The sequence below is a fragment of the Bacteroides sp. ET489 genome (assembly GCF_030518095.1).
Taxonomy (GTDB): domain Bacteria; phylum Bacteroidota; class Bacteroidia; order Bacteroidales; family Bacteroidaceae; genus Bacteroides; species Bacteroides ndongoniae.
Map to the genome: position 1 here is coordinate 90469 of NZ_JAULLJ010000008.1, position 17674 is coordinate 108142.

The 17674-nt window shown below is 50.4% G+C and carries 17 protein-coding genes and 4 pseudogenes; 2 read left to right on the forward strand and 19 right to left on the reverse strand.

From position 1 onward, the window contains the following. Nucleotides 1–386: 386 nt before the first annotated feature. From Q3C19_RS06615 to Q3C19_RS06675, 13 genes and pseudogenes are all read right to left on the reverse strand, one after another. On the reverse strand, nucleotides 387–1214 hold the full coding sequence (locus Q3C19_RS06615; protein WP_302728098.1) for an SDR family oxidoreductase: 828 nt from the start codon (nucleotides 1212–1214) through the stop codon (nucleotides 387–389). Between the two features lie 16 nt (nucleotides 1215–1230). Next, on the reverse strand, nucleotides 1231–1602 hold the full coding sequence (locus Q3C19_RS06620) for a DUF2200 domain-containing protein (protein ID WP_302728100.1): 372 nt from the start codon (nucleotides 1600–1602) through the stop codon (nucleotides 1231–1233). 23 nt (nucleotides 1603–1625) lie between these two features. Then, complete coding sequence (locus Q3C19_RS06625; RefSeq protein ID WP_071149107.1) at nucleotides 1626–2072, reverse strand: DUF2867 domain-containing protein; 447 nt, start codon at nucleotides 2070–2072, stop codon at nucleotides 1626–1628. Nucleotide 2073: 1 nt separating this feature from the next. Then, nucleotides 2074–2433: a DUF3795 domain-containing protein gene (locus Q3C19_RS06630; protein WP_277122253.1), complete on the reverse strand. Its 360-nt coding sequence runs from the start codon at nucleotides 2431–2433 to the stop codon at nucleotides 2074–2076. 309 nt (nucleotides 2434–2742) lie between these two features. Next, nucleotides 2743–3240, reverse strand: coding sequence for a GNAT family N-acetyltransferase (locus Q3C19_RS06635; protein ID WP_302728176.1), 498 nt, complete (start codon nucleotides 3238–3240; stop codon nucleotides 2743–2745). Next, nucleotides 3217–3663 (reverse strand): annotated as a pseudogene (locus Q3C19_RS06640) (GNAT family N-acetyltransferase); the annotation flags it as partial. The gene Q3C19_RS06635 and the pseudogene Q3C19_RS06640, both read right to left, overlap by 24 nt. Continuing rightward, nucleotides 3660–4157, reverse strand: a complete 498-nt coding sequence (locus Q3C19_RS06645; RefSeq protein ID WP_302728178.1) for a GNAT family N-acetyltransferase — start codon at nucleotides 4155–4157, stop codon at nucleotides 3660–3662. The gene Q3C19_RS06645 and the pseudogene Q3C19_RS06640, both read right to left, overlap by 4 nt. Nucleotides 4158–4235: 78 nt before the next feature. Further along, a pseudogene (locus Q3C19_RS06650) lies at nucleotides 4236–4736 on the reverse strand (GNAT family N-acetyltransferase); the annotation flags it as partial. 15 nt (nucleotides 4737–4751) lie between these two features. Next, nucleotides 4752–5231, reverse strand: a pseudogene (locus Q3C19_RS06655) (N-acetyltransferase family protein); the annotation flags it as partial. 70 nt (nucleotides 5232–5301) lie between these two features. Beyond that, nucleotides 5302–5835 (reverse strand): helix-hairpin-helix domain-containing protein, encoded by a 534-nt coding sequence (locus tag Q3C19_RS06660; protein WP_302728105.1) that lies wholly within the window; start codon nucleotides 5833–5835, stop codon nucleotides 5302–5304. Next, nucleotides 5832–6425, reverse strand: a complete 594-nt coding sequence (locus Q3C19_RS06665) for a GNAT family N-acetyltransferase (protein WP_022162252.1) — start codon at nucleotides 6423–6425, stop codon at nucleotides 5832–5834. Before Q3C19_RS06665 ends, Q3C19_RS06660 begins: the two co-directional genes overlap by 4 nt. A 49-nt stretch (nucleotides 6426–6474) precedes the next feature. Beyond that, nucleotides 6475–7236, reverse strand: coding sequence for an SDR family NAD(P)-dependent oxidoreductase (locus Q3C19_RS06670; RefSeq protein WP_071149111.1), 762 nt, complete (start codon nucleotides 7234–7236; stop codon nucleotides 6475–6477). A 41-nt stretch (nucleotides 7237–7277) separates the two neighbouring features. After that, nucleotides 7278–7649, reverse strand: a complete 372-nt coding sequence (locus Q3C19_RS06675; RefSeq protein ID WP_277122259.1) for a helix-turn-helix domain-containing protein — start codon at nucleotides 7647–7649, stop codon at nucleotides 7278–7280. Between the two features lie 235 nt (nucleotides 7650–7884). Between Q3C19_RS06675 and Q3C19_RS06680 the strand changes: the two genes are divergently transcribed. Together Q3C19_RS06680 and Q3C19_RS06685 are read left to right on the forward strand one after the other, a co-directional pair. Then, the gene (locus tag Q3C19_RS06680; protein ID WP_071149113.1) at nucleotides 7885–8334 is read left to right on the forward strand and encodes a cupin domain-containing protein; all 450 of its coding nucleotides are present in this window, start codon (nucleotides 7885–7887) and stop codon (nucleotides 8332–8334) included. Nucleotides 8335–8662: 328 nt separating this feature from the next. Continuing rightward, a complete protein-coding gene (locus tag Q3C19_RS06685) occupies nucleotides 8663–9565 on the forward strand; it encodes a cation diffusion facilitator family transporter (protein ID WP_277122262.1) in 903 nt (300 codons plus the stop codon). Between the two features lie 168 nt (nucleotides 9566–9733). Here Q3C19_RS06685 and Q3C19_RS06690 read toward each other — a convergent pair whose 3' ends face one another. The 6 genes and pseudogenes from Q3C19_RS06690 to Q3C19_RS06715 all read right to left on the reverse strand — a co-directional run bounded on the left by Q3C19_RS06690 (nucleotide 9734) and on the right by Q3C19_RS06715 (nucleotide 17606). Beyond that, complete coding sequence (locus Q3C19_RS06690; RefSeq protein WP_302728111.1) at nucleotides 9734–11587, reverse strand: glycoside hydrolase family 13 protein; 1854 nt, start codon at nucleotides 11585–11587, stop codon at nucleotides 9734–9736. A gap of 123 nt (nucleotides 11588–11710) precedes the next feature. Continuing rightward, nucleotides 11711–13039, reverse strand: coding sequence for a tetratricopeptide repeat protein (locus tag Q3C19_RS06695; RefSeq protein WP_302728113.1), 1329 nt, complete (start codon nucleotides 13037–13039; stop codon nucleotides 11711–11713). A 418-nt stretch (nucleotides 13040–13457) separates the two neighbouring features. Beyond that, nucleotides 13458–14620 (reverse strand): annotated as a pseudogene (locus Q3C19_RS06700) (sodium ion-translocating decarboxylase subunit beta). A 4-nt stretch (nucleotides 14621–14624) separates the two neighbouring features. Continuing rightward, a complete protein-coding gene (locus Q3C19_RS06705; protein ID WP_022162260.1) occupies nucleotides 14625–15056 on the reverse strand; it encodes a biotin/lipoyl-containing protein in 432 nt (143 codons plus the stop codon). A gap of 30 nt (nucleotides 15057–15086) precedes the next feature. After that, entirely contained in the window at nucleotides 15087–16037 is a 951-nt protein-coding gene (locus Q3C19_RS06710; protein WP_071149117.1) for an OadG family transporter subunit, read from the reverse strand. Between the two features lie 15 nt (nucleotides 16038–16052). Next, the gene (locus tag Q3C19_RS06715; protein WP_022162262.1) at nucleotides 16053–17606 is read right to left on the reverse strand and encodes an acyl-CoA carboxylase subunit beta; all 1554 of its coding nucleotides are present in this window, start codon (nucleotides 17604–17606) and stop codon (nucleotides 16053–16055) included. Between the last annotated feature and the right edge of the window lie 68 nt (nucleotides 17607–17674).

Below are 17674 nucleotides of genomic sequence, written 5' to 3' on the forward strand. Positions count from 1 at the left end.
TCGTCTGTTTCGGGCCAAGGGAAAGGCCGGTGCCGAAAATCGAAGCGAACGGAACGTTTCTGCCTTGCAGACAGCACGATAGCGAAATACTTACAAATGAAATAGAAGAAAAACGGAGCCCGCGAGCGCTCCGCAGAGCCGAAAAGGGGAGTTTCCGTGGCAAAGCTGAGGCTTTTGCGTCGGAAACTCCCCTTCTTTTGGCGGAAAACAAGCCTTTTTGGGACAGATAACAAGCCTTGTTGCGGACGGAAACAAGCAATCTTTGCGAGCAACACAAGCGTTGTTGCCGAGAAATGCAAGCGTTGTTCCCCTCGGCAAGGTGTTTTTTTGTTGTTTTTTTGTCCTATTTCCGGCTGGCTGTGAAAAGCGGGTGTCAGCGAAAAGGCTTATTCTTGGTCATTTGGAAACAAATATTCGTATATGGGTAACTTTGTGGGCTGATACTTCCAACCGTAATCGTTGTGGTAAATCATCAGACGGCTCATGCCTCCGTCCACGGTGATGTTCTCGCCGTTGATGAACGAGTTGCGCTCGTCACACAGGAAAGCTACCACGCGGGCTATGTCCTCCGGTTCGCCTACACGGTTGGAGGGATGCTGGTCAATGTCGCCCTTGCTGTAGAAGGGAGTGTAGGTTTGGTTTGGGTCGCCGTGGTAGTTACCGGTGTCTATCCAGCCGGGAGCCACTGAGTTGACGCGTGCTACGCCTGACAGACTGACGGCCAGCGCATGGGTCAGTGCCGTAATGCCGCCCTTGGCCGCCGTATAGCTCTCGGTGTTGGGTTGCGACTGGAAGGCACGGGTCGAAGAGATGTTTACGATGGACCCTATGCCGCAGAAGTGGTCTTTGAAGAGCTTGGCCAGCATGTAAGGAGCCGCCACGCCCACGCGCTGAATGTAGAGGAATTCGTCGTAGTCGCAGTCGGTCAGGATGCCTCCGTTCGTCAGGCAGGCGTTGTTGATGAGGCAATGGATGCCTTGGGGTTGCTCGTCGAGTACCAGCTGGGCGAAGTCCTCCAGTGCCTGCCTGTCGGCTACGTCGCCTACAAAGCCGGTCACTTTATACCCCAGCTGATGCATCCGTTCTACTTGGTTGAGGGTCACTTCGCGGTCGATGTCGATGAAGTAAACATGGTCACCCTCTGCTGCAAAATGTTCTACAATGCAACGGCCGATGCCGCCGGCTCCGCCCGTTACGATAATGATTCTGTTCATGGTTGGTTGATGTATGTTATGAGTTTCTTAAAATCTTTTCCATTGGTTTGCCTTTGGCCAGTTCGTCCACCAGCTTGTCCAGGTAACGTATTTCCTGCATCAGCGGTTCCTGAATCTCTTCCACCCGGATGCCGCAGATGCTTCCCGTAATCAGTTTGCGGGCAGGATTGGGAGCCGGGGCGTTGCGGAAAAAGTCGCCGTAGGTGGTAGGCTGGCTCAGCAACTCTTCTATTTGCTGGGGGCTGTACCCGGTCAGCCAGCCGATTATTTCATCTACTTCTTCACGGGTACGTCCTTTCCGTGTGGCTTTATTCACCAGCAGTGGATAGACTTTGTCAAGAGGCATCTGGTATACTTTCTCGAATGTCGATTGTCCGGTCTGTTTCATTGTTTCTTTCGGTTAGGGTTTTCTTATGGGTTGTTTTTCTTCTCCCAGTTTCGTGCTGCCCGTTTCAGCAGGGTTTTACAAATCAGGCAATGGAAAGGACGGATGAAGAAGAAATAGGTTTTGCCCAAAGTGTTATGGAATCTGACGGAAGTCATTATACGAATGGATTGGCATTGTGTGCGGTTGTCAGGGGCATCGCATTCCAACCGTACTTGAAAATTCAGATGTTTGTCCGACTTGCCGAAAACAATTCTTTCTTCGCTCTGTTCTTGTATCAACTCTGTAAAGCCACCTCCTTTTTGGAATCCAAACGGTTTTACTAACTGGTCGCGTAGCCTTAGCAAATATTGGACTGGTTTAGGATAGCATACGAACATCAGGTGGAACAAATCACCAGCTGTCATGCGGCAGGCATTTCGGACAGTTGTGGTGTAGGTGTCGGCATAATAGTTGGGGGCCATAACTTTCATTTTATTTTCTTTTTTTCATGGTTTGCGCTTTCCGTCGGGTCATTTCTTCGGCGAAAGCTTCGCGTCCGTTGGCTTGGATGTAGCGGATGCACGCCGCGCGGTCAGAGTTGAACAGGAAGGCGAAGATTTTCCCTATCACATTGTTATGCGTCTTGCAGGCTTTTACGTCCGTACTGCATTCGGCACAACTGTGGAAGCCTTTCGATTGGCAGCACAGTCTGATTTTGCACCAAGTTGCCTTGTCGTTCTGGCGGCATCCCGGACACTTACCGTTGAGGTATTTACGACATGCTCCGCAATACAGGCCACAGGCGGCGATGTAATCTGTGGAGGCGGTGATGGGCTTCGTTTCGTTTTTCATTTGTATCTACTTTTTTACGTTTTATCCTTCAGTTGCCATAAGGATATCTTTTTAAAAGCAAAAGCGTGGAACTGCAATGCCACATCTTAGTTTGAAGGTCCTGAGAAAACCTGAGATACAGACATGAGTATAGCAGCCCACGCTATAGCGTGAGAACCACTATGCTTTTCCTTGTATCTCTTTTTGAAAGTTTCTCAGGTTTTCAAACTACAAGATAAGCATAACGCTTCTTTCTTTACTTAATATGCCATGGACGAATTACTTCTTCCGCTTGCAAATATAAGTAAATTCTTTGGTTATAGGATATAATCAGATGCCGATAAAGTTACTGTCGCTTGTTTCGAGTTTCATTTTCAGAATAGGAAACGGATTGCCTTGTTCGTCGGTTTCGGTTCGCTCAAAGGTGTGGAAACCCAGATGTCGGTAGAAACCTTCGGCTTGGGGATTCTGCTCGTTCACGTCTACATAGCGTATGTGATAATGTTCGATGGCTGTGCGGACAAGCTGTTTACCTATTCCTTTCCCGAAACAGTTGGGAGAAACGAATAGCATTTCTATTTTCTCTCCTTCGATGCCCAGGAAAGCAACCGGTAGGCTGCCTTGATACGATACAATTAAGGAAGTAATGCCTCGGATGGCTTCATCTACAAACGGGGTGAGCTGCAGGATGTCCTCCTCGGTCAGGAAATGGTGACTTGCCCGTACCGATGCATCCCATAATCCGACTAAAGTATGTATAAGGTCGTCGGTGCGTTCAGAAAGAGGAAGGTTGCGAAGTTCAATCAGGCTTTTCCGCAAGTAAATCATATCTTTCAGTACCTTTCCGTCTTCCACAATCGGATGGTCGTAATTGCGGGTAAAGAAGTCGGCGACGGTATGCGAATAAGTAAAGCCACAGCTTTCGTAAAAGCTGAGAGTTTGCCTGCTTTCGCCCGTACCGACGAGTAGCGTGTGGCACACGTCGGCATAGTATCGGCAAAGGTATTCCACCATCTGCCGGCCATATCCTTTGCGCTGGCAGGCAGGTGCAACGGCCAGGTTCTTCAGTTCGCGGACTCCGTTTCCCTCGTCCGTCACAACGGCTACGGAGATGGGGATTGCTTCAGCGTCGAACATGACGAACAAATCTCCCCGTTCCAGATAGCGGTCGATCATAGACTCCTGCTCGTCGGCAAGCAGCAGGAGGGGGAGGAAGCGTTTCTTGTCGGTGGTGATGAGTTGGATGTTCATACAAACTCTTCTTTCAGCAGTTCAAAATAGTGGGCATTTACAAAGCAGCCGTTCTTGAAACAGGCGTTGCGGAGAATGCCGACCTTACGGAAACCGACTTTTTCGAGTACCCGCATGGAGACGATGTTGCTTTCATACACGTTGGCAAAGATACGGACGACGTCTGTCGCAGCTAAATAATGTCGCAAGGCTTCGCGCAGGGCTTCGCTGGCAATGCCTTGGTTCCAGAAGGGCTCTGCCAGCCAATAGCCGGTTTCGGCATTGAAGCGTTCCACATCTGTTCTCCGCATAAAGCTGATATTGCCGGCGGCTTCACCGTTTATTTCGATGCAGTATTCGCCGGGCTCTTGTCGGCTTGTTGCATAGTCGATGAAAGAGTGAGCATCTGCTTCCGTATAAGGGAAGGGGAGACTGTCGCGGCAGTTATCCCAAATCTTCTTGTTGTTCAGGTATTTTGCCAATGAAGACACGTCGGATGCTTCCCATGGCCGCAGACGGAATCGGGGCGTGACACAGCTTGATTGTTGTGCAGTCTGTTGCTTATTCTCCGTTTGAGTAGCCAGAGAGGAAGGCAGGACTTTCCTCATTACATAGTTGGTCAATTGCAGGCGGTTGGCCTGTGCGCGTTGTTCACGTTCGACGGCATAGCCCTGATGTTCGAAGAAGGGACGGGCGGTGATACTTACTTCGGAAGTTATTTTGCGGATGCCGTGCTCCGTGGCGTAGGCTTCTATCTGTTGCAACAGGGCGGTAGCAATGCCTTCTCCCTGATGGTCCTTATGGACGAACATGGAGTGCAGGTAGCCATCGTTACGGATGGAGGTAAAGCCAACGATGCGCCCTTCGGCATCGCAGGCAGCGATGAAGTGCAGGGTGGCAAGCAGTTCCTCCCAGTGGCCGGGCCGGTCGGCGCATGATGCCCAGTCGGCTACTTCCTCAGTGGTATAGTCGCGGGCATTGACCGTCAGCACGGTGTTGCAGAAAAGGCTTTTCAGTTCGGGGATGTCGGCCGTGGTGGCGGGCCGGAAGGTGATGGCGGGAGGGACCGTCGGGCTGTGATGCGAGGTTTTCATAAGTGGGTGCGTTGATAAGTTACATACCATGATATATTCTTCTTCCGTCTCCTTCACTGCTTCAAAGCCGAGCTTTGTGTAGAGGCGGACGGCAGGATTAGCCTTCTGTACCGAGAGCGACACTTGCCGATAGCTTTTGCCGTGCAGCAGGTCGAGCATTCCTTTCATCAGGCGGGTACCGATGCCATGCCCCCGAAAGTCTTTGTAGAGGGAGATGGCGAGCGAGGGAGTATGCCCGTCCACGTGCCCGTAGTCGTTCATCTGTCGAACCCAGACGGCACCGACAACTTTACCCGAAGCTTCGGCCACCAGGCAGTGGTCGTCGGGTTGGGTGCCGAAGTCCCGGATATAGACTTGCAGCTCGGGCAGCTGGATGACACTGCGAGGCGGAGGAGGAGTGCCTTCGGGCAGGTAGATGGCTTCGTAAAGGAAGTCGCTCAGCAAGTGGGTTTCTTCCGGAAGCAGGGGACGGATGGTGCAAGGCTGGTTCTTCATCTTTAGTCTGTTGAAATGGCGGATAAAGATAAGAAACTTTTCTTTTATACCTTCCAGAAAGGTGATTTCTTTATTTCTTCGCCGCTTCCTGCAGGCGTTCCAGCATCCTGTTCAGGTGGGCATTGTTCTCCTCGTCCGTCAGGGTGGGGTCTTTCATGAAGCGGTGGCAAGGCAGTTCGGGGCAGCCACCGCAGTTCTTTTTTCTTTTCTCGCGGCAGCATTGGTAGATGGGGCAGACATCGTGGTCTGTATACCGGAGCCAGAATACCTTGCCGCGAATCTTCCGGCATCCGCTGCATGCAGTAGGGAAGTTGCCGCATTCTGTACATACGGATCCGCAGGGCGAGGGTTCGACAAATTCATCTTTCCACAACCACCATTTGCATTTGTCGGGGTCGGGATTTTCGGCATTGACAAAGTATTCTACGGCGCGGTACAGATAGAGTTGGCAGCGGTCTATCAGGCAACCGCGCAGTCGGCATTCTTCGGCATAAAGCTCTTCAGCCCGCTTGCTGCGCAGCGAGGCGATGGTGGTGTAGCCCATGGCAATCAGGTCCTGCTCGGTCTGCGCACCTATGTTGGGGATTTGGCGGAGTTCGGTCATAATAAGGGATGATTAGAAGTTTCGGATGGGAGATTTATGTTATTGAGGGTATTCCATTCTTCTTTTGTCATCCGCATGAAATGTTCGGTGCGGACATCGCCCAACGGTGATATTTTTCCAGTTTCGGTGTGGTGAAAAGTAAATCCACATTTTTGCATGACGCGGCACGACTTTATATTACCGTCATAATAGCCACACCAGACAGTCTGTATGTTAAGTTCTTCAAAACAACGGTGTAGTAAACTACGTACAGCTTCAGGTATCAGCCCCTGTCCCCAATAAGGTACCCCTATCCAGTATCCGATTTCGGCATCGCCTTGTTCCATTGTGGCGCTGTGCATACCGTCACTGAACATGATGCCAACACTGCCTACAGGCTCACCAGTGGCCTTTAACACAACAGCGTAAGTTTCGGGAGCAGAGAAGATGGTACGGATGATTTCAAGACTGTTTTCTATTGATGTATGCGGTGGCCATCCGGCAATCGGACCTATATCCGGGTGGCAGGCATATCGGTACAGTGAAGGGGCATCATCTTCGTTCCACGGGCGGAGGACGAGGCGTGAAGTTTCAAGTGTATTTGTTTTCATGGGTAATGAAAATAACTAAAATGTAATATTTATGTAGTTTATTGTACTCTTATTTCTGCCGATGGCAGATAGTTCCCGTAGCCTGATAGGTAGGCATCACCAGCACTTCGGCTATCTGCATGTGCTCAGGGGCCGAGGCGGCATAATAGACTACGTCGGCAATGTCGTCGCCCGTCAGCGGACGGATGCCGTCGTACACGTTGTCGGCTTTCTGCTTGTCGCCGCGGAAGCGAATCACGGAGAAATTGGTTTCCACCATGCCGGGCTTGATGTTTGTCACCCGCAGGGGCGTATCCACCAAGTCGATGCGCAGTCCGTCGGACAGTGCCTTGACGGCAGCCTTCGTGGCGCAATAGACGCTGCCTCCGGCATAGGCCGCATCGCCCGCAATGGAGCCGATGTTGATAATGTGTCCGCGTCCGCGCTCCACCATACCGGGCACTATCATGCGCGTCATGGCCAAAAGGGCCTTGATGTTGGTGTCGATGACCACGTCCCACTCGTCCAGCGAACCTTCGTATTCCTTGTCCATGCCGATGACCAGTCCGGCGTTGTTCACCAGCACGTCGATGTCCCTCCAGCGTCCTTCGAGTGAGTCTATGGCCCGCTGCATGGCCTGGCGGTCGCGCACGTCGAAGGGCAGTGTGAGCACTTCCACGCCCTGTGCCGTGAGTTCCTGTTTCAGGGCTTCCAGTTTTTCGGTATTCCGTCCGTTCAGTATCAGGTTGCTTCCCATAGCCGCAAACTTGCGGGCACATCCTTCACCGATTCCACTGGTGGAGCCGGTGATGAAAATCAGTTTTCCTTTCATATCTTATAGAGGTTGATTGATGAATTGTTGCATGCATGCGTCTATTTCGTTTCATCGAACCGTTTGCGGTGCGAAACGATTTTTTGCATATTCTCCAAGGCCCACTCGGTCAGTCGGTTGATGTGTGGGATGAGTGAATCGCCGATGTCAGTCAGGCGGTATTCCACTTTGGGCGGAACGACGGGATATACTTTTCTGGAAATCAGTCCGTCGGCTTCCAGCGTTCGGAGCGTGCCCGACAGCATTCTGGGGGATATGTCGGGGATGGCTCGGCACAACTCGTTGAAACGGATCACTTTGTGCTCGTTGATAGTGAGCAGGACGAGAAAAGACCATTTGTCGCCAAAGCGTGCAATGACGTTGCGAATGGGACAGATTTCTATAATCGAATTAGTATCTCCTTTTTTCTGCATGTTCCGATGTGGGTTAGCTTGGGTTTCGCAGGCAAAGCTAACATTTTTTTTCCTGACTACCGACTGTACGGAGGCATTATATTTTTTCTATTTTTTTATGTTAGCGCAACTGCCTGATTCTCTGCAATAGTGAGGAAAAGGTTAGTATGGGATGAATTTGTAACTTCTTGACAAATAGTTTTTTAGTGGATAACTTTGCAGCGTGAATCGTAATTGATATAAACAAGAACATCGTATGAAACAGATTGAAAAAACTGCAGAAGCAAAGAATTTCAGCGCCATCAGTGTAGGTCGGCTGAACGAATTGGGTGAATATGTATTGGAACTGGGTCCGGAGATGAAAATCCCGGGTAAGGTGTTCGGCGGTGCTGCCTTGAAGGCCACAGGGGCCGAGTTCTCTTTTCAGTCGTTTGCACCCGGAACGGAGACGGGCTTCCTGCATACTCACAAAACTCACGAGGAGTTGTATTTCTTCCTGTCAGGAAAAGGTGAGTTTCAGGTGGACGGACAGATTTTTCCCGTGGCCGAAGGCAGCGTGGTAAGGGTAGCCCCGGCAGGATTGCGGTCTGTCCGCAACAATGGAAATGAACCGCTTGTGATGCTTTGCGTGCAATACAAGGGAGCTACGTTTACGGCCGAAGATGCAGCCGATGGCGTCATATCCACTGACGAAGTAAAGTGGTAAGCACTGCAGTCGTCGGCACGGTATGTGTCACGGCTTAAGGCAATCGCATGCCAGCCGGCATGTAAGTATAGCGGGTATTTTTTGATGAGCACCGGCGTCAGTGTATGATGCCGGTGCTTGTCATTAAGTACCTGCTTCGTTTTAGGAATGGAAGGATGGAATGGCCGGCCGGAATGGCAAACGGCAGGGGGATGCTTCCTGAAAGATGGGGTGGCGGACGGAGTGAGTGTCATGGGGGCAACATTAAGTTGAGCCGGAAAATACACTTGTACTCGTAAAAGCGTATCTTTGCATGGTAGAATAATGTAATCAGTAATAAATATATTGTATGGAACATCATCATCATCACGAGTCACATGCAGTGACCGATTCGCTTTACAAGATATTCATTGTCTGTATAGCGTTGAATCTGCTGTTCGTTTTTATCGAGGCTATTGTCGGCTTTGTTTATAATTCGTTGGGTTTGCTTTCCGATGCCGGACACAATCTGAGCGACGTGTTCAGCCTGATGCTGGCCCTCATTGCATTTCGTCTGGCCCGACATCCGGCCAGTTTGCACTTCACCTATGGTTACAAGAAAGCCACTATCTTGATTTCGCTGCTGAATGCCGTCATCCTGCTGGTGGCTGTAGGGGCTATTGTGATTGAAAGCGTCTATCGCTTGCGCAATGCGACAGACGTGTCGGGCGAAGCCATCGGGTGGACAGCCGGTGCAGGTATCGTCATCAACGGACTGACCACCTGGCTGCTGATGAAGGACCGCAAGGCCGACCTCAATGTCAACGGCGCTTTCCTGCACATGCTTATGGATACGTTGGTGTCGGTAGGGGTGGTTGTTTCGGGCGTCATCATCAGTTTCACCGATTGGGTCTGGATCGATTCGGCTGTCAGCCTTGTGATTGCCGTCATTATTCTGGTATCTACTTACCGATTGCTGAAAGAGAGTCTGTTCCTCTCGTTGGATGCAGTTCCCGAAGGCGTTGACATGGAGAAGCTGAAGCACGATATATCCGAAACGTCGGGGGTGGCAGGTTGGCACCATTTGCATGTGTGGGCCATCAGTACGACGGAGAACGCGGCTACGCTGCATGTGGTGCTTGGCGACCTTTCGGCGATGGAGCGTGTGAAGACAGAATTGAAGGAGGCGTTCCGCAAGAACGGAGTTTCGCATTGTACGATAGAGTGTGAGCAGGCGGGCAATGTATGCAAGGAAATGGAGTGCTGCTCCTGATACCTGACTCCCCGCCGGGAAGCAGGTCGTTGTGGGTAGCATGCCGATGGACAGACACATCAGACGCAGGTAAATGCAAATCTTTGGAATATCCGGACTGCTGCCGGACCGTATGATTGGCATTTATCTGCGTCTGACGTATCTATTCCCTCTTGTGGAGGGCTGGTTTTACAGTTCGATGACTAACGATTCGCGGGCTGCCATCTTCAGGTCTTCGGTGAAGCTGATGGTACGTCCCGTCAGGATGTCCTTGCCCTGTTTGGTGTCTTTCAGGATTTCCTTATAGAACTTCAGTGGCAGGGTTGTTTCGCTGTCCGTTCCGTTCAGCATCACGAATACGGTTTTTCCTTCGTATTGGCGGGCGTATGCATAGACGCCGTTCTGCACCATGAACTGCGTCATGCTGCCTTTGGCAATCACGTCGTTACCCTTGCGCCAGTTCAGGATGGTCTTGTAGAAGTTGTAGCATTCGTTCTGCAGGTCGGTGCGTCCTTCTGCCGTAAAGGCATTCTGCTTGTCGCCTGCCCATCCGCCGGGGAAGTCGCAACGCACGTATCCGTCGCTTTTGGTCTTTACACCGTTCATCATGATTTCCGTGCCGTAGTACAGCTGCGGGATGCGGCGTGTGGTGAGCAGCAGCGTAGTGGCCTGCTTCAGCATGGCTAAGTTCTGTCCTTCGCCCAGGAAGCGGTCGGTGTCGTGGTTTTCGATGAAAGCCAGTACACTGGCGGGGTTGGGGTAGAGGAAGTCATAGACAAAGTTGTTATATACGCGGTCCAGCCCCTTGAACCAGGTTTCGGTCTGTTCGTTCTTGGCAATGTTGATCTTGTCGAAGAAGCTGAAGTCCATCACCGTCTTCAGGTTGCTGTTCTTCGGAGCAGACAGTTTGGAGTCCTTCTGCCACCAGGCGGTATAGGCAGGTTCGGTGACCCACGTTTCGCCCACCGTGTTGTAGTTGGGGTATTCTTTGTTCAGTTCCTTCATCCACTGGCTCATGCTGTCGTAGTCGGCATAGGGATAGGTGTCCATGCGGATGCCGTCGATGTTGGCATACTCAATCCACCAGAAGCTGTTCTGGATGAGGTATCTCAGTACGTGTGGGTTCTTCTGGTTCAGATCGGGCATGGTGGGGACAAACCAACCGTTGTTCATTTGGTCGAAGTCGTACTTCGAGGTATAGGGATCGACGTGCGAAGTGAGCTTGAAGGAAGTCTGCACAAAGTTGTTCTGGTAGTCGGAGTTGTTGAACCAGTCCTTCGACGGCATGTCCTTGATCCATACATGGTCTACACCGCAGTGGTTGAAAATCATGTCCATCACCACTTTGATGTCGCGCTGGTGTGCTTTCTCTATCAGCTGGCGGTATTCTTCGTTGGTACCGAAGCGCGGATCTACCTTATAGTAATCGGTAGTGGCATAGCCGTGGTAGCTGCCCCCCTGCATGTTGTTCTCCAATACGGGGGTAAACCACAGAGCGGTTATACCCAGGTCGGTGAAGTAGTCCAGATGCTGTTCGATGCCGGCCAGGTCGCCTCCGTGACGGGCGTTCGGGTCGTTGCGGTCTACTTTGGCGTCGAGCATGCCTTCTACCTGGTCGTTGTCCGGATTGCCGTTGGCAAAGCGGTCGGGCATCAGCAGGTATAGGGCGTCCGAAGCGTCGAAGCCTTTATGTTCACATCCTTTCATGGCGCGTGCCTTCAGTTCGTATTCCTGTACGGTTTTCTTCTTGCCTTGTACAAAGGTCAGGGGAATCTTGCCGGGCTGTACGTCCTTGTCCAGTTTCAGATAGACCAGCAGGTAGTTATCGCTCTCCAGCTTGACGATGCTGCTTAGCGATACGCCCGGATAATCTACGGTGACGCGGGAGTCGCCGATGCCTTCGCCATAGACCATCAGCTGCAGTTCGGGGTTCTGCATGCCTGCATACCAGAAGGGGGGATCAATCTTGTCGATGTTGGGTGAAGCGTATGTACCAAGCGAGAGCAGTACGCCTCCTAGAAGCGAGAATACTTTCTTTTTCATGATAGTAATTTTACGGTTGATTTTTTGTGCGGCTAATATAAGACAATTGGCGGAGAAACACTTAGGTTCTCCGCCAATACTGTCCTGATTTATTATGCAAACGTTTGCTTTTCGGTGGGTTTGTCACTTTCCTTTTTGGCTGCCATGGAAGAAATTCTCTACTTTCTTCCTTTTCCGCAAGTCATTCAGCCATGCTTCGGCAGCATTGTAGCGATTGTCCTCGTTGAGGATGATATCGTCGTCCTCGGTCATTTCCTGCGGCTTGTTCTTACTGTCTTGGGGGCGTGTCTTGAGGTAGGCTTCCAGATACTTTTCGGTTTCGTCCATATCCTTCAGATGGTAGTACGATGCGAATGCTGCCTTGTAGAGCAGGTTGTGGGCTTGTGGTGCGTATTTGTATTGCTGCATCAATGCCTTGATCTGCTTGCGTGTTTCGCCGGCTTCCCGACAGCAGTCGGCCAGGCCGTCATAAAGTCTTGCCACGACACTGTCTTTGGGAAATGCCAGGCTGATGGCGTCTTCCAGATATTCCACCCCTTTCTCCTTCCATAGCGTTTTGGAACAGGCTTTCCCCAGGTAGTAGAGCAGGTCAACGTGTTCGGGAGCCAGTTTGCGGGCTGCTTGTAGCAGGTCGTGAGCTTCGTAGGGCTGGTTCAGGGCATAGTGGCTGATGCCTGCGTAATAGCAGTTGTAGAAGGAGCTGTCTCCCTGAGCCAGCAACGGGAGGTAGCGTTCCAAAGCCTTGGCATATTCTTTGTTCAGGCAGTATGCCTGGGCTTCCAGACGGTTGATGGTGACATTGGTCGTGTCTGTTTTCCGGTAGTCTTCGCAGGTTTCGATGGCATAGTCGTAGTAATTGTTCTGTATGTACAGGCTTGCCAGCTTCGAGGCGGCGAGGTAGTCTTCGGGATAGCGGTCATTTATCTCCATATAGGCACCTATCAGGATGTTAGGGTCGGTGTAGAGTCCTTCCAGGCTTTGTGCCTTCAGGTGGAGTATGGTGGCAGAACTGTCCTGCTCGGCCAGTGAGGTGCTTTCGCCTAAGGCTTCCTGATACTTCTGCAGGTTCAGCAGCTGGCCAATGTACTGAATATGGGCATATTTATGGTCGGGCTTCAGATCGAGTACGCGGCGGTAGCATTGCAGGGCGGGCTGGAACTTGCCCAGTGTCTTGTAACATTCGCCAGCCTCGATGTAAGCCCGTGGGTTGAGTGAGTCCTGCACGGTGAGCAGTCGGAATACGTCCAGTGCTTCGGCGTTTCTTCCGAGGCCTTTCAGTGCCCTTCCTTTCTGATAAAGCAGGGGAACGGTGAGCGAATCTTCGTGCGCAATGAGGGTCAGTGCATTTTCATAATCGTAGTTGGCCATCGCTTCCTGGATGGACTGTACTTGTTGTGCTTTCAGGAATGGAGTGAAAGCGGATAGAAGCAGGTAAATAAGGACCTTTTTCATGTGATGAATTAAAATGATTGATCGTAAAACTGCTGCAATATAATAAATATAAATCGATTACGATATTATCGTAGTATACGCTTTGTATATTTTAACTATTGTTTGTACGTGTATGCCTCAGTTGCGAACAGGGTGGGAAGGGAAGTGTGCTGTTTCGTAGTCAGTTGGGGGAGAATAATTGCCTAACTGGGAAAAAAATTTTCTCTAACTGGGCAGGAATTTTTCCCTAACTGGGAAAAAAAGACAGTGTTTTTAGGAGGTTGCTGACGGAACGGCTATGGAAGGGGAAAACATTTGTCCGGCAGTGGGGTAACGGTAAAAAAGAAGACGCCCTTCCGCAAGTTAGCGGAAAGGCGTCTGTAGTGTGTGCAACACTTATGTTCCGATCCGGAAAAGATTTCCGGATAATCTCTACTGATTAGATAAGGAATCCCAGCAACACACCGGCTGCTACGGCCGAACCGATTACACCGGCTACGTTCGGACCCATGGCGTGCATCAGCAGGTAGTTGGTCGGGTCGTATTCCAGACCGACATTCTGCGAGATACGTGCCGACATCGGAACGGCAGATACACCGGCATTACCGATAAGCGGATTGATCTTATTACCCTTTCTCAGGAACAGGTTGAAGAACTTAACGAACAACACACCTGAAGCGCTGGCGATGATGAATGCACAGAATCCCAGGAAGAAGATGAAGATAGTGTTCAGTGTCAGGAACTCGGAAGCCTGAGTAGAAGCACCTACCGTTACACCCAGCTAGTGATAGCATCCGTCAACGGACCGCTGGCTGTTTCGGCCAGGCGGCGTGTTACGCCACTTTCCTTCAGCAGGTTACCGAAGAACAGCATACCCAGCAGGGGCAGACCAGACGGTACCAAGAAGCAGGTAAGCAACAGACCGATGATGGGGAACATGATCTTTTCGGTATGAGATACGGCACGAGCCGGTTTCATACGGATCAGTTTTTCCTTTTTGGTAGTCAGCAAACGCATGATAGGCGGCTGTATGATAGGTACGAGCGCCATGTACGAGTAGGCTGATACGGCAATAGCACCCATCAGGTTGGGAGCCAGCTTGGAAGAAAGGAAGATAGCCGTCGGACCGTCGGCGCCACCGATGATGGCGATACCGGCAGCCTGGTTAGGCTCGAATCCCAATGCAAGGGCAATCATATAGGCACCAAAGATACCGAACTGGGCGGCAGCACCTACCAGCATCAGTTTCGGGTTGGATATCAGTGCAGAGAAGTCGGTCATGGCACCAATACCGAGGAATACCAACGGCGGATACCAGCCAGTCTTTACACCCTGATACAAGATGTTGAGCACAGAGCCTTCTTCGTAGATACCTACTTCGAGGCCGGCGTCAATCTTGAACGGGATATTACCGATCAGAATACCGAATCCGATAGGAATCAGCAGCATCGGCTCAAAATTCTTCTTGATAGCCAGGAACAAGAAGAACAAACCTACCAAGATCATGATAAGGTGTCCGGAAGTTGCATTCGCAAATCCCGTATACCCCCAGAAGTCGACCAGGTTATCGCCAATAAATGATAAAAAGCTTACTTCTTCCATAAACTTATTCGATTATAATTAAATCCGTTCCTTCGAGAACAGAATCACCTTTGTTAACTTTGATTGCAGTAACTTTTCCGTCTCTGTCGGCATTGATGTTGTTTTCCATCTTCATGGCTTCCAGGATAACGATTACCTGTCCTTTCTTCACCATATCGCCTTCTTTCACTTTGATGTCGAGGATAACACCTGGCAGCGGAGACTTCACGCCGCTGTTCTTGGCAGGAGCGGCCGGACGTGAAACGACAGGTGCTCCGGTAGCGGTCTTAGGTGCAGCAGCCGGGCGAACAATAGGTTTGGGAGCAACTTTCAGGGGCTTGTCCAACTCTACGTTGTAGGGAGTACCGTTGACCTCTACACGTGCAATGTTGTCTTCTACATCATTAACAGTAACGTTATAGAGGTTACCATTGATTTTATACTTATATTGTTTCATTTTTCTTTAGTTTTTATGGTAAGTATTGATTTACTTATGCGGCGTTTGACGCAATGTATAGATCTTCGAATTCCAAGGAGAATAGTTGCGTTTTACCTTATTAATAGTAAGGATGGTGTCTTCGATGTCATGTACATTGTCCTGATACTCGTGCAATGCCATGGCGATGGCAGCAAATATTTCTCCTGATTCAGTTCCGATGGCTTTTTCCTTGGCTTCCTGTTTGTCGGTAATGCCATGTGCACGCATGGCATTGCGCTTGATGAAGCCTGCACCAATGTTGCCCACAATCTTGAAGGCAATATACAGCAGGATCAAACCAAAGAACACAACAAGCATAGCCATGATTGCCATACCTACTCCCACAGGGTCTTTCATCTTGAAGCCATCGATTTTCTCGTTGGAGTCAAGCGTCTTGTTGTTGGTACTGGGTGTCACGTAGTGGCCGTTGATTCCCATGACTGTCCATCCGCTCTCCTTTACTCCATCTACTACCAGACCGTAGGAGCAGTCTACCGGGATATTGGCGGGGATAGTGATTGAGTCGAGCAAAGTAGTTCCGTTGGCATCGTACAGGGCGATCCAGTTCGGACCAACAGAATCGAGCTTGAAGTTCAGGTGGAAGTTGCCACGCTTGGGTTCGTTGTCTGCCCAGAAGAGCAGGTGCTGACGGGGAGGAATCTTGGTCAATACGTCTCCCTTGGGTATCGGATACATCATGGCAGCACGTTCGGGTGCCGACAGGCTTTTATCCAATACTCTCTTATCGTTGGTCAGATAGCAGTTGCGGATATCAACTGTGGCGAACGAGGTGTTAAAGATCTCGATCCATGCGTTATGCTTGCCATAATCGTCCTGGAAGTTGTCTTTGTTGTTCACCAATACTTCGTTGATGCAGAGGCTACTGGCACTTTGTGCAAAAGCACCGCCGCAAACTGTCATGAACGCTGCGATAAGTATTCCTATTTTCTTTTTGTTCATAATCGGAAGATTTTGTTAAAGTGGAATATTACCGTGCTTCTTGGCAGGGTTAGTCAGTTTCTTAGTTTGCAGCTGTTGCAAAGCGCGAATAACGCGGAAACGAGTGTTGCGCGGTTCGATAACGTCGTCGATGTAACCATACTTGGCTGCATTGTACGGGTTGGCGAACAGCTTGGTATATTCGGCTTCTTTTTCTGCAAGGAATTGAGCAGGATTTTCGTGTTCCTTGGCTTCCTTGGCATACAATACGGCAACGGCACCTGCGCCACCCATAACGGCGATTTCGGCAGTAGGCCATGCGTAGTTGATGTCGCCACGCAGCTGCTTACAGCTCATCACGATGTGAGAACCACCGTAAGACTTACGCAATGTTACGGTAACTTTGGGCACTGTAGCTTCGCCGTAAGCATACAGCAACTTGGCTCCGTGCAGGATGACAGCGTTGTATTCCTGTCCTGTACCCGGCAAGAATCCCGGTACGTCGACCAGTGTTACCAAAGGAATGTTGAAGGCATCGCAGAAGCGTACGAAACGTGCGCCTTTACGTGAAGCGTTGCAGTCGAGCACACCTGCCAGGTATTTAGGCTGGTTGGCAACAATACCTACTGACTGTCCGTTCATGCGGGCGAAACCGATAATCAGGTTCTTGGCGTAATCCTTTTGTACTTCGAGGAACTCGCCGTTGTCGATGATGGCACCGATTACTTCGTACATATCGTACGGCTTGTTCGGGTTATCGGGGATAATTTCGTTCAGTGAGTCTTCCAGACGATCGATCGGGTCGGTGCAGGCTACGATAGGAGCTTCTTCCAGGTTGTTCTGGGGAATGTAGCTCAACAGCTTGCGGATGATGGCCAGACCTTCTTCGCCTGTTGCTGCAGTGAAGTGAGTAACACCAGACTTGGAAGCGTGTACGCTGGCACCACCGAGGTCTTCCTGAGTTACGTCTTCGCCTGTTACAGTCTTAACTACAGCAGGACCAGTCAGGAACATGTAAGAAGTACCTTCGGTCATCAGAGTAAAGTCGGTCAGGGCAGGTGAGTAAACGGCACCACCGGCGCAAGGACCAAAGATACCGGAGATCTGCGGGATAACACCCGAAGCCATAATGTTGCGTTGGAAGATTTCAGCATATCCGGCCAAGGCGTTGATACCTTCCTGGATACGTGCACCACCCGAGTCGTTGATTCCGATAACAGGAGCGCCCATCTTCATGGCCATATCCATTACCTTACAGATTTTCTGTGCCATTGTTTCAGACAATGAACCGCCGAATACAGTGAAGTCCTGTGCGAATACGTATACCAAACGTCCTTCAATGGTTCCGCAACCGGTTACGACACCGTCGCCCAAGAAGTGTTTTTTGTCCTGTCCGAAGTTGGTACATCTGTGTTTTACGAACATATCCATTTCTTCGAAACTGCCTTCGTCAAGCAGTTGGGCTATACGCTCGCGGGCTGTATATTTGCCTTTGGCATGTTGTTTCTCAATAGCCTTTTCGCCACCACCTAAACGAGCCTGAGCACGAAGTTCAATAAGCTCTTTAATCTTTTCAAGCTGGTTACTCATTTTGATAAATTTTAGAATTTAAATATTTTTCTGATTTTCTGATTCAGAGTTGGGAATTTCGATGTTTA

Bases quoted from the DNA above. Each gene is read 5' to 3' on its own strand.
- Q3C19_RS06615 (WP_302728098.1), bottom strand. From the start codon at position 1,214: ATGAACAGAATCATTATCGTAACGGGCGGAGCCGGCGGCATCGGCCGT.
- Q3C19_RS06620 (WP_302728100.1), bottom strand. From the start codon at position 1,602: ATGAAACAGACCGGACAATCGACATTCGAGAAAGTATACCAGATGCCT.
- Q3C19_RS06625 (WP_071149107.1), bottom strand. From the start codon at position 2,072: ATGAAAGTTATGGCCCCCAACTATTATGCCGACACCTACACCACAACT.
- Q3C19_RS06630 (WP_277122253.1), bottom strand. From the start codon at position 2,433: ATGAAAAACGAAACGAAGCCCATCACCGCCTCCACAGATTACATCGCC.
- Q3C19_RS06635 (WP_302728176.1), bottom strand. From the start codon at position 3,240: ATGATTTACTTGCGGAAAAGCCTGATTGAACTTCGCAACCTTCCTCTT.
- Q3C19_RS06660 (WP_302728105.1), bottom strand. From the start codon at position 5,835: ATGACCGAACTCCGCCAAATCCCCAACATAGGTGCGCAGACCGAGCAG.
- Q3C19_RS06665 (WP_022162252.1), bottom strand. From the start codon at position 6,425: ATGAAAACAAATACACTTGAAACTTCACGCCTCGTCCTCCGCCCGTGG.
- Q3C19_RS06670 (WP_071149111.1), bottom strand. From the start codon at position 7,236: ATGAAAGGAAAACTGATTTTCATCACCGGCTCCACCAGTGGAATCGGT.
- Q3C19_RS06675 (WP_277122259.1), bottom strand. From the start codon at position 7,649: ATGCAGAAAAAAGGAGATACTAATTCGATTATAGAAATCTGTCCCATT.
- Q3C19_RS06680 (WP_071149113.1), top strand. From the start codon at position 7,885: ATGAAACAGATTGAAAAAACTGCAGAAGCAAAGAATTTCAGCGCCATC.
- Q3C19_RS06685 (WP_277122262.1), top strand. From the start codon at position 8,663: ATGGAACATCATCATCATCACGAGTCACATGCAGTGACCGATTCGCTT.
- Q3C19_RS06690 (WP_302728111.1), bottom strand. From the start codon at position 11,587: ATGAAAAAGAAAGTATTCTCGCTTCTAGGAGGCGTACTGCTCTCGCTT.
- Q3C19_RS06695 (WP_302728113.1), bottom strand. From the start codon at position 13,039: ATGAAAAAGGTCCTTATTTACCTGCTTCTATCCGCTTTCACTCCATTC.
- Q3C19_RS06705 (WP_022162260.1), bottom strand. From the start codon at position 15,056: ATGAAACAATATAAGTATAAAATCAATGGTAACCTCTATAACGTTACT.
- Q3C19_RS06710 (WP_071149117.1), bottom strand. From the start codon at position 16,037: ATGAACAAAAAGAAAATAGGAATACTTATCGCAGCGTTCATGACAGTT.
- Q3C19_RS06715 (WP_022162262.1), bottom strand. From the start codon at position 17,606: ATGAGTAACCAGCTTGAAAAGATTAAAGAGCTTATTGAACTTCGTGCT.